Genomic DNA, 15,110 nt, shown 5'->3' on the forward strand with positions numbered 1-15,110 from the left:
TTAACTTCAAAAGGATGATGAACATATGGAAATCATCTCTTTGGCTCTATTTACAAAAGATGTATCAAAGCTGTTTCATCTGTTATCAAAATTTTTTACCATTAAAAGGGATATATTATGGGGTTTTTAAGGGCTGACTACCTAAAATTAAAGCAAATAGACTGTAAGGCAGAATGTCTTTTGCTTTCAGTTGCGTGATTCCTAATAATGGCAATGCCCAAAAAGGCTGCAGCATATTGGTGATTTGGTCACCATATGACAATGCCATTACAATTTTAGGAATAGGAATGTTTAAAGCTTGGGCTGCTTCTACAACTATTGGACCTTGAACAGCCCATTGTCCGCCACCCGATGGAACGAATAAATTAACCAACCCAGCGCTAAAAAAAGTCAAAATGGGAAATGAAGTAGCTGTAGAAATGGAAACAAAGAAATCAGATATCAGAATCACTAAACCAGAATATTTCATGATTCCCATAATGCCTGAGTATAAAGGGAATTGAATCACTATACCACTCACTCCCTGAATGCCAGAATTTACAGCGACCATAAATTTCCCCAAGCTTCCATGCAGTAGGATTCCCAATGCTAGCAATAAGAAGTTGACAAAATTTAAATCGACAATAGCTTGATTTGTTTGCCATTTATCAACTGCAAATAGGATTGCACTTAAGAGCATCACTCCGCCCAATGCGTAGGCTATCCAAGCTTTGTTTTCGCTTTCATTGGATTGTTTTTCTTCAACATTTGTCTCTTTTTGAGTTAGTAATGATTGATAATCAGAATTAGATTTAATACATTTTCCTAGTAGGTAGAATAAACAAGGAACAGCAAATAATAGTAGCAAGCTGATGAGAATATTCATGCTTGAGAATAACGTTTCTGAAATGCCAATTACCCCAATTTCATCTACCAAGAAATGATGGGCTTCAGCCACTTTCAATGGCGCAGAGGCTGATAGTCCGCCATGCCAAACCATCATGCCTGAATAGCCTGCAGCACCTAAAATCCCATAATTAAATGCTTTGTTTTGAGCCGTGAAATTTTCTCCAATTCTTCTGCTGAGGATGGCACCAAAAACCAAGCATAATCCCCAATTCAAAAAGCTCATGATAATGGTGAAAAAACTAATAAAAAAACCTGCCTGAGCAGTATTGGAAGGAATAGAAGCTATTTTATTTATGATTCTGGAAAAGAGCGGAGTTAAAGCTAAAGTATGCCCTAAAAGTAGGATTAATACCATTTGCATGGTAAATGCCAGCAACTCCCAGAAACCAGTTTGCCAATAGCCTAAAATGCTTTGAGATTGCGAAAGAATATTTCCTTCTTGTTCTGTGAAAATTAAAGCTAATAGGAATGTTATGCCACTTAAAAGTATGGCGATTACAAAAGGAGAGGGGAGAAATCTCTCTACTATTTTAATGTAGTGCCTTGAGAATGACATTTTTAATTATGAATTACGAATTATAAATTAAGAATTATATTCATTAAAATTGACCGTTTGATGTTTAAACGCTCGTTTTTTCTATTTGCAATCACTTATGTCAAGGATGTACAGTCCATCATCCAACACCCCACATCCATCTTTAAACTTGATACATTATATTAAATACCCCACACTATTTTAATTGGGACAAAAACTCCATCGTATCCACTCCATCTGCATAATCCCAAAGTTCGGGTTGCTGGGCTTTACCTGGTTCAATTTCTGAACCTTTCTGCACTACGCACTGGATTTGTTCCTTTTGCTTTGAAAGTTTATCTTCTAATTCCTGCTCATTTTTATAGAATTCATAAAACAAAACAGATATTGGAGAAACAAAAGCCTCGTCCTCTTTCATAAGGAAAAAACCAGAATCCAAATGCGGCTCATCATTTACCAAATATATAGATTTATTGTAGTCGTAATTATTTACCCATTTGTGATGGTCTGCCACCCATTTGAAATCTTCTAATGCTTTAATGAAAGGAGAGAGGTCAAAACCCTCAGGAATTAATAACTTACTTACATTTCGGCATCCCAATCCGTAATATTGAAAAATATCCTTGCCTAAAGCCTGGATGTCCCTTTCAGATTCATTTCCTGTAATTACTGCTACCGAGCTTCTGTTTTTGCGAATAATATTGGGGTATTTCCCAAAATATTGCTCAAAATATCTTGCTGAGTTATTGCTTCCAGTTGCAATTACTGCATCAAATCCTCTGATGGTTTCCTGAGTGAGTTCAATTTTATTTTCAAATTCAGGATTGATTTTAATTAATAGTGCTACTATTTCCTTTAATAAATGAGGGTCTTGCGAGCTTAATTTAGCTACCACACTATTTCCAGAAATCAGCACTGATAAGAAATCATGAAATCCAACTAATGGAATGTTGCCCGCCATGATTACAGCTACTTTTTTGTTGCTATTTTCAGGTAAACCATAACGATTAACCCATTGCTCCAATTTTTCGGCTTGTAACATTTCGCCTAATGCCTTAACCGCATGAACTACATTTTCTCTGGTAAACCAATTATTGTAGGAAGTCGCACGGAAATACCATTCATCCAGTTCGGCTTCACTCAAATTCCGTAGTTGTTCGCCTAGTGTTTTAAAGGCGTTTAATCGCGATTGCAAATTCATGGATTTCTTAAGATTTGAAATTGAAATGCGAAATTAAGGGAATTTCTGCAGTATTGAAATTTAAAGTTGGAAGTCTGAAGTAGGAAGTTGGGTGTTGGATGCCGTTTGATGGGTATCAATCATTAAGAATGTCAAAGACGGATTACTTAAATACTATCTTAGTAGCCCCGTCTAACGGCTAAGTGAAGAGAGAAATTGAAGGCTGACCAGCCCATAACTGGAATCGAAGTCTGAAGCGGGAAGTCAGAAGTTTGCAGATACTAACTACTTGCTACTAGATACTGTCATGTTTAAAATGTAACAAATAAGTATAGAGGAGGTTAAATCATATAAACTAAAACTAAAAAATAAAACTATGGCAATTAAGAGAAAAGTAGAAGCAAATTGGAAAGGAACAGCAAAAGACGGAAAAGGTCAATTGAGCAGTTCCAATAAATTTTTTGATAACACTCCTTATTCATTTAAAGGAAGATTTGAAAATGAAGATGGAAGATTAGGAACTAATCCTGAAGAATTGATTGCAGCAGCTCATTCAGGATGCTATGCTATGGCATTAAGTGTTGCCATTTCGAAAGCTGGTCATACGCCAGATGAAATAAATGCAAAAGCTGAGGTGGTATTGGATAAAGAAGGAGAAGGCTTTGCGATTAAAGAAATCAAATTGACCGTAAAAGGTAAAGTAAGTGGCTTATCAAAAGATGAGTTTATGGAAATGGCTAAAGGTGCCAAAGAAGGTTGCCCTATTTCTAAAGCTTTAAGTGCAGTTCCTATTTCCTTAGATGCAAGCTTTGAATCATAATATAAAAGGCATGGCCTAGGGTCATGCCTTATTTTCTATTTTTCTAAAGGCTCATCTAGAAGATGAAAATCAATAAATTCCCTTACGCATCCTTGCCCACCTTTGGTTTGAAGAACTAAATCCACTGTTTCTTTGACTTTTAAAACAGCATCTGAAGGGCAAGTTGAAAAACCTACAGCCTTCATAACAGCTAAGTCATTTATATCATCGCCTATTATTGCTACTTCCTCTAATTTAATATCTAATTTTTCGCACCAATCCAGTAAAATATTAAGTTTGGGTTCGCCTCCGACATAAATATGCTTGATGTTGAGCATTTCTGCGCGGGTTTTCACCATATTGATTTTATGGGCGGAAGAAATAATACCTGCTTCAATCCCAAATCCTTCTAATGCTTTGATGGCCATTCCATCCTTAGCATTATATTTCTTGAACTGGTCGCCACTTTCCGTAAAAAACATGCCACCATCAGTCAATACACCATCAACATCTAGAATCAAAAGCTTAATTTTTTTTATCTGAACTCTATCAGTAAACATAGGTCTACTCAACATATTGGCATAATCAAGGTCATTTTCAGAACAAAAAAGTTTGAAATCACCTAAGGAAAGTTCATCCAATCTTTCTATATTATATTCAGTCAGAAAATTTGCAAACGATTTATTTTCCCTTGCTAAATATGCTTCAATATTTCTTTTTAAAAAATCCATACTTCTATTTTAATCAGACTCTCAAAAGTAGTAATTCTTAATTGCTTTCCTTTTTATATTTATAAATTGAATTAGGTTTTCATTCATTCAGATTCCAGGTTTCAATGATTTTATTTTCAGATATATCTCCTATAAATAACTGATATTGCCTAATTAATTGTGCTTTATACATGGCGCTACCTGGAATGAATGCAATATTATTTTCTTTACAATAGCTTTTCAAGTAATTGGGTTTATCATCTTTTTCTGGCATGTTATGGCTAAATAGCATTTTGCAATTATCTAATAATTCAGAAAAACCTTTAGCTTCCAGGAAATTGGGGTTGGATGAGATTGGAGTGGCGTCTACCACTAAATCGTAAGGTCCGTTAAAATCTTTATCTTCTATTCCTAAGTCATCTTTTTTTGCTTTCACTTTTTCAGGATTTCTTCCTGTCACCATGACTTTCAATCCCAAATCTTTCAAAACATGATAGGCTACACCTGAAACCCCTCCGTTTCCGTAAATCACTCCTGTTTTGATAGCAAGGGAAGTTGATTTTAATGCCTCATCCAGAGCTGTTTTTAAGCCAATGGCATCTGTATTATAGCCATAGAGCTTTCCTTTTTCATTTACGACCGTGTTCACTGCCAGCGTTTTTTGAGCAGCTGGTTCTATTTCATCCAAAAATTCAATGATTTTGGATTTTAGTCCGTCTTTGCCTGTGACTGCTCCGCCTCTGGAAATGGGAGAACGTAAAAGTTGAGCATATTCTTTAGCTTTAATTGGATGAGGAAAGGTGAAATAAATCAAGTTTAAATCTAATTTTTGTAAAGCTGAATTATGCTTTTCAATGGAACTTGCGCTTCCAGAGGTGGAGAATATGAATTGAGTGAATGGGTTGAGTGAGATTTGTTGGTTTTTGGGGTTCATAGATGAAGATTTTTGAATTGAAAAATTCGATATTGGAGTCTGTGTCATCTGATAAATATTATTTGTAAATAAAAATAATCTTTCATTCGTTTTAAAAGGACATTTATTTAGAAGATAAAAAAACGGACTTTCCTGAGAGCATTCATTTTTGTAAATCAAATTGCTTTAGCAGAATTATTTTTCTTTTAATCTTTTTTCTTGATAAAAAAGATACAAAAAATCAAGAAAGTTTAATGCGACCACCCACAATGCCAACGCCTGCCCGCTAAACTTTCATCCGTCCCGCTTTTCCGAGTTCCTCGGAACTGGTCGGGCTAGTTCTTTTGCTAACGTATTAAAATTTTCATTGTACCTCCTTTTGGATTTAGTTTCATATAATTGTACCAATGCTTTATATGAAAAAAACACTAATACTTCAACTTTATATCCTTCAAAGCCTGAATAAAATTTTGGATGAATTTATTTCTGTCTTTTTCGTTTAAAGCATCCAAAGATAGAAACGGATTAAGGTCTTCGAGTTCTACCAATAACAAGCTACCATATTTCAGTCTGCAAGCATCCACTCTTTGGATTCCACTTTCCATATTATTCCAATCAATAAATTTTTGAGCGAATTCTAAATCTTCATTTGATGCTTGGAATGTTTTCAAATCCCATCTTTTGCTTTTATTAGGCGCATATAAAGCATATTGAAATTCATTATTTATGAAATAGAAGGAAACCTCATATTCAAAATCAATAAAGGGCTGAATCAGTTTGTCTTTGAATTCTTCATTATTTATTTCTGATTTATTCACGCTTTCCATTCCAATGGAATCGGCTCCATTTTTCAACTTAACTATATATTGATCCATTTGAGGCAGTAAATGAAGCTGATTTGGATTATCAATAGTAGGGATTACGGGGCAATCCTTTGCGAATAAATCCAACAAATATTGCTTTCCTTTCATATCCGCTTTGCCATCAAAAGAGTTGAAAGTAGGGATACCTTTTTGTTTAACCGTCTCCACAAATTCATTGAAATATTCTTGATAGTAGGCTACTGGTCCTGTATTTCTGAAAACCATAAAATCTGCTTTATCCAAAAAGGCCAAAGCTTGCTGGGGATTTCCAATTAAAATATTAAAATGTTGTTTGAGTTGTGAAGTGATAAATAAATCTTCCTCATAGTAATTTCTGCCTTTTGCAGGATAATAAAGGTCGGTGAGGTAAAGTAAAGTTGGGTTTCCCTTCATATTTTATTTGTTAGTTAAGAATGCTCGTGTAAAAGAATTTTTAGCTCAACCACAAATGTATAAATATTTTAAAAGGCTGTATGAAGAATAAATCCTTGTCTCACGAATTTTTCATTTTCATAACCGAAAAAGTAATTCAAACGAATCGGAAAGAAAGAGGAGGTAAGCCCAATCCCTAATTCAGCAAATCTAGGGCTTTCGGCAGTTTGTAAATAATTAGCCATGAAATAAGATTTCAATCCAATTTTTTTCAAAAGTGGTATTCTTCCCAAAATGGCACCGTCAAAATCATGCTCAAAATTTGCTCCTGCAAAATAATCGGCAGTGCTGTATTGATAGTAATCAAGTAATTGATAAGCTAAACCGAATTGTTTTTGATTTTGGAAAACAAATGTTTGATTACCCATAAAATGAAAAAAATCAATTGGAGTAAGATTGTTTTTGTCTAAATATTGTCCGTAACTAAGGCTTATTTTGCTGAAGCCCAACACACCTACATCCCAATTATCTGAAATATTCCCCCAAATTCTAGTGTATTCACTGTCCATTTTACCTACATCCAAACCCAATCTTAAGGTCGGATATGCAGATCCTAAAGCGATTTTACGGCCGTTAATTAAATCAAATTTTCTATTGTGCTGGTAACTTAATGTTAGATTCGACTCCCATAAATTATTCGCCCCAAAATTTCTGTACTCTCCACCAATAAAAGCTTGATTTGGAGTGTATATTCGAGTTTCTTCTTCGTCATTATACCATGTATAGTCTGTATTATTTTGTAAAGGAGATCTGTAATTATAAGAACTACGAACCGAAAAGTCTAAACCATTGAATAGTTCACGCTTCCAATTTAGCGCTACAAAATCTTTTCTATAAAGTTTCAAGAAATTTCGACTTTCCAGAAGCGTATAAAATAAATTCCAATAGTTGGAAATAGACGTGGCACCTGATATTTGTTCCACCGTGCTACCGCCTTCAATTTTTACTAGACTTATATTTTTTGGATTAAGTTCGTATTCAAATCCGCCTTTATAGTAGAAAGAATTGCTTCCAAAACCGTATCGAAGCTCTGTGTCTAAGGCATATCGATGATTGTTTTTAAATTCATTTGAATATCTTAAATGAGGTTTAAGCACTCCACCTTCTACCGTATTGAAGGTGACAATACTTAAATCTAAATTCAAATTGTCGGTAAATTTTACTTTCTGAGAGCTTACTGTTTTTTGGTAAACTTGAAAGGGAGTGTCTTTTTTATCTTCATTCAAATTATGGAATAGGGAATCATTCTCTACTTTTTCAAATCTAAAAATATCATTGTTCAGCATTGGTGATTTTTGATATGCAAGGCGCTCATCATTAGTTAGTTCAATTGGTCTGGTTTTGCTCCACCATTCAGCATCTTTCTGAATTCCATCCTTGGAAATCACTTTGTTTAATAATTTACTTTTTTTAGGATTTTCTGCTTCAAAAGAATAGTCGTAAAAAATATTATGGTAATAAATTTCCGTTTTATTTCGCTCCTCATTCAATATAAAGCTAGAAGAAAAGGGTAGGTAAGTGCCGACCTGCTCATCTTTAATATATTGCGTATTGATTTCTAGGTCACCAGTTATACTGTTCAGATTAAGGTGTGATTTAAATATTCGCCAACTGCCATCAATAATGTACAAATCACCCTTGAAAGTAGTGCTTCCTTTCATTTTAGGAATAATTTTAATTTTGTGAATACTTTCACCTGCTTCCTCAAAAGTCCCTAAATAGTCATAATCATAAAAACCAAAAGCATCATTGGCAATGGGCGAGATAATTGAATTTCTTACCATTTGATTACCTATATAAAATGCTCTGTTTTTATATAAATTGATGTAAAGCGTATTGTTTTTAGTTACCTCAGAGGTGTCCCCCAAAACTAAAGACGCTTCTAAGCTTTCTGTCTGATTTTCAATGTCATATTGAAATACTTCATTAACCGATTCCGATAAATAGAATACTCCTTTTTTAGGCGTCAGCAATGTCCCGAATAAATTAACAGGATTACCACTATTGCTCTCTGACTGGCCAAAAAGTTTGGTGTAAATTTTAAAGCTTAAATTTTCATGTTCATTTAAATATGTTTTACGCTTTTCCTGCGCATTTCTAATGATTGCATAAGCTGGGTTTTCGGCTTTAGCACTCACTTCCACTGTTTTTAATAAAACCTTTTCTTCACTTAAAACTGGATTGATCTCCAGCATTTCATTTTCCTTAATCGATATTTCATGCACTTCACTTTTGAAGCCAATGAATTGAAAACTGATTTTATAATTGCCTGGCTTTAAATTCAAAGAATATTCACCATCATAATTAGTAGAGGTCCCGATAGCCTTGCCTAAAACCACTACATTGGTGTAAGGCATGTTTTCACCTGATTCGGATTTTACCTTTCCGTAAATCAGAGCTGATTGAGCAAAGGCTGAATGGGAAATTAATAGAATGAAGACGATTTTTATCGCAATTAGAGCATTCTTGAATGAAAATAGATTGATTTTTTTTCTCATGAAGGCTTGGTCAGAGTCTCTGAAAAATTGACGCATATTGATAGTTTTTGATACTGAAAATGGTTGATTTTATTAATTAATTCAAAAATAAATAATTAGTTTGAAACCACTTTAACTCTTGTAGCTTTTCTTACAGGTCCTGATGAAATTTTCAAATTCAAATCCAGATATCATTGTTTCTGTTATAGAATAAATGGATTTAATCATTTATTTGGAGATTAATTCAACTAATTTTGGAAGAATTAAACTTAACTATTTATGAAAAATTTCAATATAGATTTACTATCAAAAATATGTGAAACTCCTGGCGCTCCGGGCTATGAAAAAAGAATTCGTGATTTAATATTTCAAGAAGTTACTCCTCTTGTGGATGAAGTAGAGGTTGACAATATTGGTAATGTGCATGCTATAAAAAGAGCAAAATCAAATCCTGAAGGTAAAAGTGTGATGATAGCCGCTCATATGGATGAGATTGGATTTATGGTAACTCATATAGATGATAATGGCTTTTTAAGATTTACAACTTTGGGTGGTTTTGATCCTAAAACACTTACTGCTCAGCGTGTAATAGTCCATGGAAAAAAAGATTTGGTAGGAGTGATGGGGTCTAAACCTATACACGTGATGTCTCCAGAGGAGCGCAATAAAGTAGCGAAAACAAAAGATTATTTTATTGACCTAGGAATGAAAAAAGAGGAGGTTGAGAAATATGTGACCGTTGGAGATACCGTAACACGTGAAAGAGCTTTAATCGAAATGGGAGATTGCGTAAATTGTAAGTCAATTGATAATAGGGTTTCTGTATTTGTTTTAATTGAAGCTTTAAAAACCTTAAAAAATCATCCTTACGATGTATTTGCTGTGTTCACGGTTCAAGAAGAAGTGGGCTTGAGAGGTGCAAATGTTGCTTCCCATAAAATCAATCCTGATTTTGGAATTGCGCTTGATACGACTATTGCTTTCGATTTACCAGGAGCACAAGCACATGAAAAAGTAACTTCTTTAGGAGAAGGAACAGCCATTAAAGTACTGGATGCCATGACCATTTGTGATTACCGAATGGTGGAGTTTATGAAGCAAACAGCAGATAGAAATAATATTAAATGGCAACCAGAAATATTAACAGCAGGCGGAACTGATACTGCAGGATTACAAAGAATGGGTAAAAACGGAGCGATAGCAGGTGCTATTTCAATACCTACCCGAAACTTGCATCAAGTAATAGAAATGGCACATAAACAAGACATTATGGATTCCGTTCAATTATTAAATGCGTGTTTAGAAACGCTAGATAAGTATAATTGGGACCATTAAATTGTTTATTATGATCAATAAGATACTATTATTTACGATTTCTTTTTTAGTGGCTGTTTCTGTTACTGCACAAAAACATGATCCTATTCATATGACGGGTGTAATTTTGAATGCGGAAAATCTAGAGCCTGTTCCATTTACCACTGTTTTAATAGGCGATGGAAAAAGTGGAACAGTGGCAGATAATTCTGGCTTTTTTTCATTTTTAGCTTATCCTGGGGATACTATAACATTTAGAAGTGTGGGGTATCAAGTTTCCACATTTGTAATTCCTAAGTTATTAGAGGGGGACACCTACTCGTTAATCGAAATGCTGGTAAGGGAAAATATACTTTTAGAGGAAGTTGAAGTTTATCCACTTCCTGATGCCGATTTTTTCAGAAAAACGATAGTTGAAAAAGGATTAACAGATGTAGAAAGGCAAAATCTTAATAATTTTAACAGCGATTTAGATAAGTTATTGGAGAAGCAATATGAAAAAAATAGTCCCTATTATGATCAATGGAGATATGCACGAATGTATGAAACAACAGGGCTCGTTCCTCCTAATAATTTCCTTAATCCAATGACTTGGTCTAATTTTATAAGAAATTGGAAAGAGCAGAGTAGAAAATAAATAAAAAGGCTGATGATTATTAAATTCATCAGCCTTTTCTTAATATTGAATTAATTAGTTTATATTCCAATCATCACAAAAGCACCCCAGTAGATTGGATCTTTATATTGATTTCTAATTTCTTTTTTTGCATCAATGAAGGCTTGTCTTTTATCGCCAGTTTCTAACCATTTTTCATAAAAAGACACCATAAGTTTTTGTGTAGCTTCATCTGAAACTTTAAATAAACTCATTATTAATGTTTTGGCACCAGCAACCAAAAATGAACGTTGCAAACCAAAAACACCCTCTCCACCATGAACTTCTCCCAGACCAGTTTCGCAGGCAGAAAGAACTACCAGGTCAGTTTTATCTAAGTTTAAATTCATGGCTTCATAAGCGGTTAAAATTCCAGGTTCAATGTTATAATTGTAACGAGTTTTAGCTAATAAATCACCAGATCCTGTTAGCATTAGTCCAGTATTGAGTAACGGATTATCGCTCAAATCATTTTTTCCAATACTATTTTTAGGATTTCTGTCTTCTTTTTCTGTGAAAAATCCGTGTGTAGCAATGTGGAAAACTTTTGGGCTCTCAAGTTCTTTTACTTTTGATTCTGTTGCTTGCTCGTCTAAGTAATCCTTGGTTTTCCATCCATAATTATCAAATAATTGAGTTAATGCATTGATTTCTTTTTTGGTACCAGGTAAGTCACTTATTTGTGTAGCACCAGATCTAAATTTACTTATATAATCGGAACGTGAGGCTAGATAAAATTTAGGGTCTCCAAACAGCAAAGCAGTTTTTTCTTCTTGCTGCTGTTTTGGATTTACTTTATTAAGGAATAAATCTTTGGTATTACTTACCCAAACAATGTTAGAATTGTCTATCAAATATTTACCATCATCTGTTGGAATAGTTTCTAAATTAATTTGATTGTATACTCCATCAGGAGACAAGTAAATTGTTTTATTTTTCCCTATGTTATCTTCAATTGGCTTCCAGAAGTTATTGTATGAATAAGAATCAGTAATTCTATATTTTATCGCATTTCTATAATTATTGAAATATTTCGACTCCATATCGTTTCCATTCCCCATAATTACAAATTCAGGTCTGCTTCGCTTTTCATTTTTAAGAATAAGCATCAAATAAACTATAGAATCTGTTATGTAATGGTCAAAATATCTAAAACGTACCATTTCAATAGCTACCTCATTAGGTTGTAAGGTTTCTCTCACCTTTTCCCAACTTAAATCTTGCTTTGTAATTCCCTGATTAAATAATTCTGATTGCTGACTTAGATTTTTCTCTATTAACTCAACATCTTGTGCAAGTGTATTCAAATCAATATTTTCTACTACTAATTGTTCCTGACTCATGGAGATGGCATTGGAAAGACTTTCCTTTTTATCTAACCATTCAAAATATTGGGTTTTAAGCGTTGAATCATTACTATTTAAGATTCTTTCCCGCATTTTTATTGAACTGCTTAATAGAAGACCTTTAATTTTCAATGAGTTATTATAAACCGTTTCGATTAATTCTGGAAAACGATCATTCATGGTTATGGCCATTGTATTGAAAAAGTCATAATCGTTTCTGATAGTGTTCCAATATTTTGTTTTCTCACTTTCACTTAAGGCTGGAAAATATTCTTCAATAAATTTCGTGTAATTTTTCATTACCTCTTCAATGTAGGTTTTCGCTTTCCTTTTATTTCCATCCATATAAAAGACTTTACTCAGGCGGGAGGTTGCTTTAACATATTCGGGGTGCTGATTATTAAAAAATTTCTCATTCAAGGCTTGACTTTCGCTATATTCACTTTCAGCATCTCTCCATTTTTTTTGTTTGTAGAAAACATCTCCCCTTAGAATATGGATATCAGCAGCTTTGATGTTATTTCTTTTCCCTACTTTTTCTTTCCAGATATTCTCAGATTGTTCTAAAAAGCTGAGAGCCTCGTCTAATTTATCTTGGGAAATAAAAAAGAGTGCCATGTCTTTGAGTAAATCTGCATAAAGAGGGCTTTTGGTTGAAAACCTTTTTCCTATAGTAGCTTTTGCTTCAAAAAGTAGGTTTTCAATTTCAGAAGGATTTGCAGTACCTTTATAAAACATAACAATTGCTAATCTGGAAATAGTGGTAGCAACATCTACGTGGTTGCGTCCAAACTGCTTTTCTAAGACTGTAATTGCTCTTCTATAAAATTCTTCTGACTTATTATAATCTCCAATAGTTTCGTAAAGTTCACCTAAAAGAAGGATGGCAGGAGCATTTTTAGTAGAGTTTTCTCCAAAAACGCTCTCCGAAATTTCTAATGCTCTTCTTGCGTATTCCTCTGATTGTACATAATCTCCCTTGATAAGATATAATTTTCCAAAATCCACCAAGGGAAGTATGATTTTTCGGCTGTCATTGCCATATAATTTTACAATTCTTTTGAGTGATTTAATTAATATTTCTTCTGTTTCAGAGTACTTTCCAACCTTTAGGTATACTGACGCTAATTCTTGAGTAGCCACTAAAGGATTGTATTCGGGGCTAGGAACTGAACTTTGATATAATTTTTGGGACAACTCCAATGCTTCTTCAGCTTCATCGAAAAAGCCTCTAATGGACAATAACTTTGCGTAAGTTTCTAAAGCCATAATGTAGTAAACCACATTATTTTCGTTATCGAAATTCTCAAGAATTGCTAGCGATTCTTTTATGTTTTCTCCTGCTTTCTCATATTCACCAATTTTTATTTGAAGGTTTGCAATAAGATTAAGCTCTTTACCAAAATCAATGTCTTTGTTATCATATTTTATCCTTGTAACTAAAAGGGCTTCATCTAATAAACTAGAGGCTTTTTTATAATCGTCATCAATTTGATAAGAAGTAGCTAAATGATTCAGAAGATTTACATATCGGTTATGTTGGTTAGTAATTTGATATTCGACTTTACCAAAATACTCTTTATTATATATCTCAACAGCCTTGTCAAATTTATCTGTATAATCTATGTAATGGTGTGCTAAATCAATTTTGCTAAATGCTGCGGTCACACTTGTGTCGCCATATAATTGACTTTTGATATCAATAATAGCATTCAAATAGTTTTCAGAATTGATAAATATATTTTTGGCGGCCGCCACCTTAACTAAGGTGTTTAGTAATTCAATTCGTATTGGATGATCGCTAGGTAATAAATTTTTATCACTTTCAAGGATTGCCGCTGCATTTTCTACTTTTGTTAATTCACCTTTTTTAAGATTTGATTCAAAAGAAATGGTAGCGAGTTTTACAAAATGTGAACTACTTTTTTTGAAATTAGCTTTCAAAGTCTTTTCAAGTTCCAAATAATAAGCTTGAGCCCGAACAATATTATTATCTTTAATGGTACTGAGGATTAATTTCTCAAGATATTTCAGCGTATTAGGATGATTTTCACCATTTGAAGACAATGAATAATTATAGGCATCGGAATAATAACTAAAGGGCAATTCTTTTGTACCGATTTCTTCGAAATACTCCGCGAATAGGAACATGTGCTCGGCAAAGAATTTATTCTTTCTATTTAACTTATCTTGAATCCAAATTTCACCTGTGGAAAAAGCTGAGTCGGCTCTCTTAATCTCGCCTTTATGTTTGAGTACATTACTTTTAAGGGTAATCAATCTTGCAGCCTCCTGATATCTTCTTTCAAGTTCTTTCTTTTTTAGTTTTCCGTCCGTGTTAAGTGTCCTTTGAAGAAAAAATGATTCTTTTGAATTGATTATTTTTAGAGCTTCATTGTAATCGCCAACAGCTAGTAAAATGTCTGCTTTATTCAGCTGCAGATTAGCAAGAAATACTTCAGTAGCAACTTTTGAATCTTCAAATATTTCCATTGCTTGCTCTAGGTAATTGTTAGCTTTAACATAATTGCCATAATTGACCATGTTTTGATAAGCATCAATCAAATTAATTCCGTGGCTGATGGAATTATTGCCATTTACTTTTGCACTGATGGCAATTGCATTTTCATTTAATATGTAGTAATCTTTAAATTGTCCGAGTGCCCAGTTATATTTTGCTTCTTTTAGTTTCGCAACAGCCACAAACTGGTTTTCTGCCCCAAATTTTTTTGCACTTTTTTGTTCCAGTTTTTTCGCAAATTTTAGAGCATTTTCGAAATCTCCATTTTCAAAGTTCTTTTCAGCCTTCTCAATGTATTTATTGAATTTTTTAACATTTTGAGCCATCAATTTTTGATTGTCAAAAATCAGTAAAGAAAAGCCGATTAGAAGTAGATAGATAAGATGTTTAAATTTTGTTGAATTCATGAGAATTGAATAATTACAATTTTTTATGAGATAAAGATAATGAAAAAAATGAAAGTAAAATAGCTACCTA

Annotated in this window: 10 protein-coding genes; 3 read left to right on the forward strand and 7 right to left on the reverse strand. The window is 33.5% G+C overall.

Going from position 1 to position 15,110, the window contains the following annotated elements; translation table 11 throughout:
* Nucleotides 1-115: 115 nt before the first annotated feature.
* Together VFM92_RS09140 and VFM92_RS09145 are read right to left on the reverse strand one after the other, a co-directional pair.
* The gene (locus tag VFM92_RS09140; RefSeq protein ID WP_325121908.1) at nucleotides 116-1,444 is read right to left on the reverse strand and encodes a short-chain fatty acid transporter; all 1,329 of its coding nucleotides are present in this window, start codon (nucleotides 1,442-1,444) and stop codon (nucleotides 116-118) included.
* Between the two features lie 175 nt (nucleotides 1,445-1,619).
* Nucleotides 1,620-2,624, reverse strand: coding sequence for an acyl-CoA reductase (locus VFM92_RS09145; protein WP_325121909.1), 1,005 nt, complete (start codon nucleotides 2,622-2,624; stop codon nucleotides 1,620-1,622).
* Nucleotides 2,625-2,979: 355 nt separating this feature from the next.
* On the opposite strand from VFM92_RS09145, the gene VFM92_RS09150 reads away from it, so the two are divergent.
* On the forward strand, nucleotides 2,980-3,423 hold the full coding sequence (locus VFM92_RS09150) for an OsmC family protein (protein ID WP_325121910.1): 444 nt from the start codon (nucleotides 2,980-2,982) through the stop codon (nucleotides 3,421-3,423).
* A 35-nt stretch (nucleotides 3,424-3,458) separates the two neighbouring features.
* Here VFM92_RS09150 and VFM92_RS09155 read toward each other — a convergent pair whose 3' ends face one another.
* The 4 genes from VFM92_RS09155 to VFM92_RS09170 form a co-directional block, all read right to left on the reverse strand.
* Nucleotides 3,459-4,133 carry an HAD-IIIA family hydrolase gene (locus tag VFM92_RS09155; protein WP_325121911.1) on the reverse strand — a complete coding sequence of 225 codons (675 nt, stop codon included), beginning with the start codon at nucleotides 4,131-4,133 and terminating at the stop codon, nucleotides 3,459-3,461.
* A gap of 79 nt (nucleotides 4,134-4,212) precedes the next feature.
* On the reverse strand, nucleotides 4,213-5,046 hold the full coding sequence (locus VFM92_RS09160; protein ID WP_325121912.1) for a shikimate dehydrogenase: 834 nt from the start codon (nucleotides 5,044-5,046) through the stop codon (nucleotides 4,213-4,215).
* Nucleotides 5,047-5,453: 407 nt separating this feature from the next.
* Complete coding sequence (locus VFM92_RS09165; protein WP_325121913.1) at nucleotides 5,454-6,281, reverse strand: hypothetical protein; 828 nt, start codon at nucleotides 6,279-6,281, stop codon at nucleotides 5,454-5,456.
* A gap of 68 nt (nucleotides 6,282-6,349) precedes the next feature.
* Entirely contained in the window at nucleotides 6,350-8,854 is a 2,505-nt protein-coding gene (locus tag VFM92_RS09170) for a DUF5686 and carboxypeptidase regulatory-like domain-containing protein (RefSeq protein ID WP_325121914.1), read from the reverse strand.
* 222 nt (nucleotides 8,855-9,076) lie between these two features.
* Here VFM92_RS09170 and VFM92_RS09175 point away from each other — a divergent pair, with 222 nt between their 5' ends.
* Together VFM92_RS09175 and VFM92_RS09180 are read left to right on the forward strand one after the other, a co-directional pair.
* Entirely contained in the window at nucleotides 9,077-10,132 is a 1,056-nt protein-coding gene (locus tag VFM92_RS09175) for a M42 family metallopeptidase (protein WP_325121915.1), read from the forward strand.
* Between the two features lie 10 nt (nucleotides 10,133-10,142).
* Nucleotides 10,143-10,748: a carboxypeptidase-like regulatory domain-containing protein gene (locus VFM92_RS09180; protein ID WP_325121916.1), complete on the forward strand. Its 606-nt coding sequence runs from the start codon at nucleotides 10,143-10,145 to the stop codon at nucleotides 10,746-10,748.
* 59 nt (nucleotides 10,749-10,807) lie between these two features.
* Here the strand turns inward: VFM92_RS09180 and VFM92_RS09185 are convergent, their stop codons facing one another.
* Entirely contained in the window at nucleotides 10,808-15,040 is a 4,233-nt protein-coding gene (locus VFM92_RS09185; RefSeq protein WP_325121917.1) for a CHAT domain-containing tetratricopeptide repeat protein, read from the reverse strand.
* Nucleotides 15,041-15,110: the final 70 nt, after the last annotated feature.

The sequence above is a fragment of the Marivirga sp. genome (assembly GCF_035704835.1).
In the GTDB taxonomy this organism is placed as follows: Bacteria; Bacteroidota; Bacteroidia; order Cytophagales; family Cyclobacteriaceae; genus Marivirga.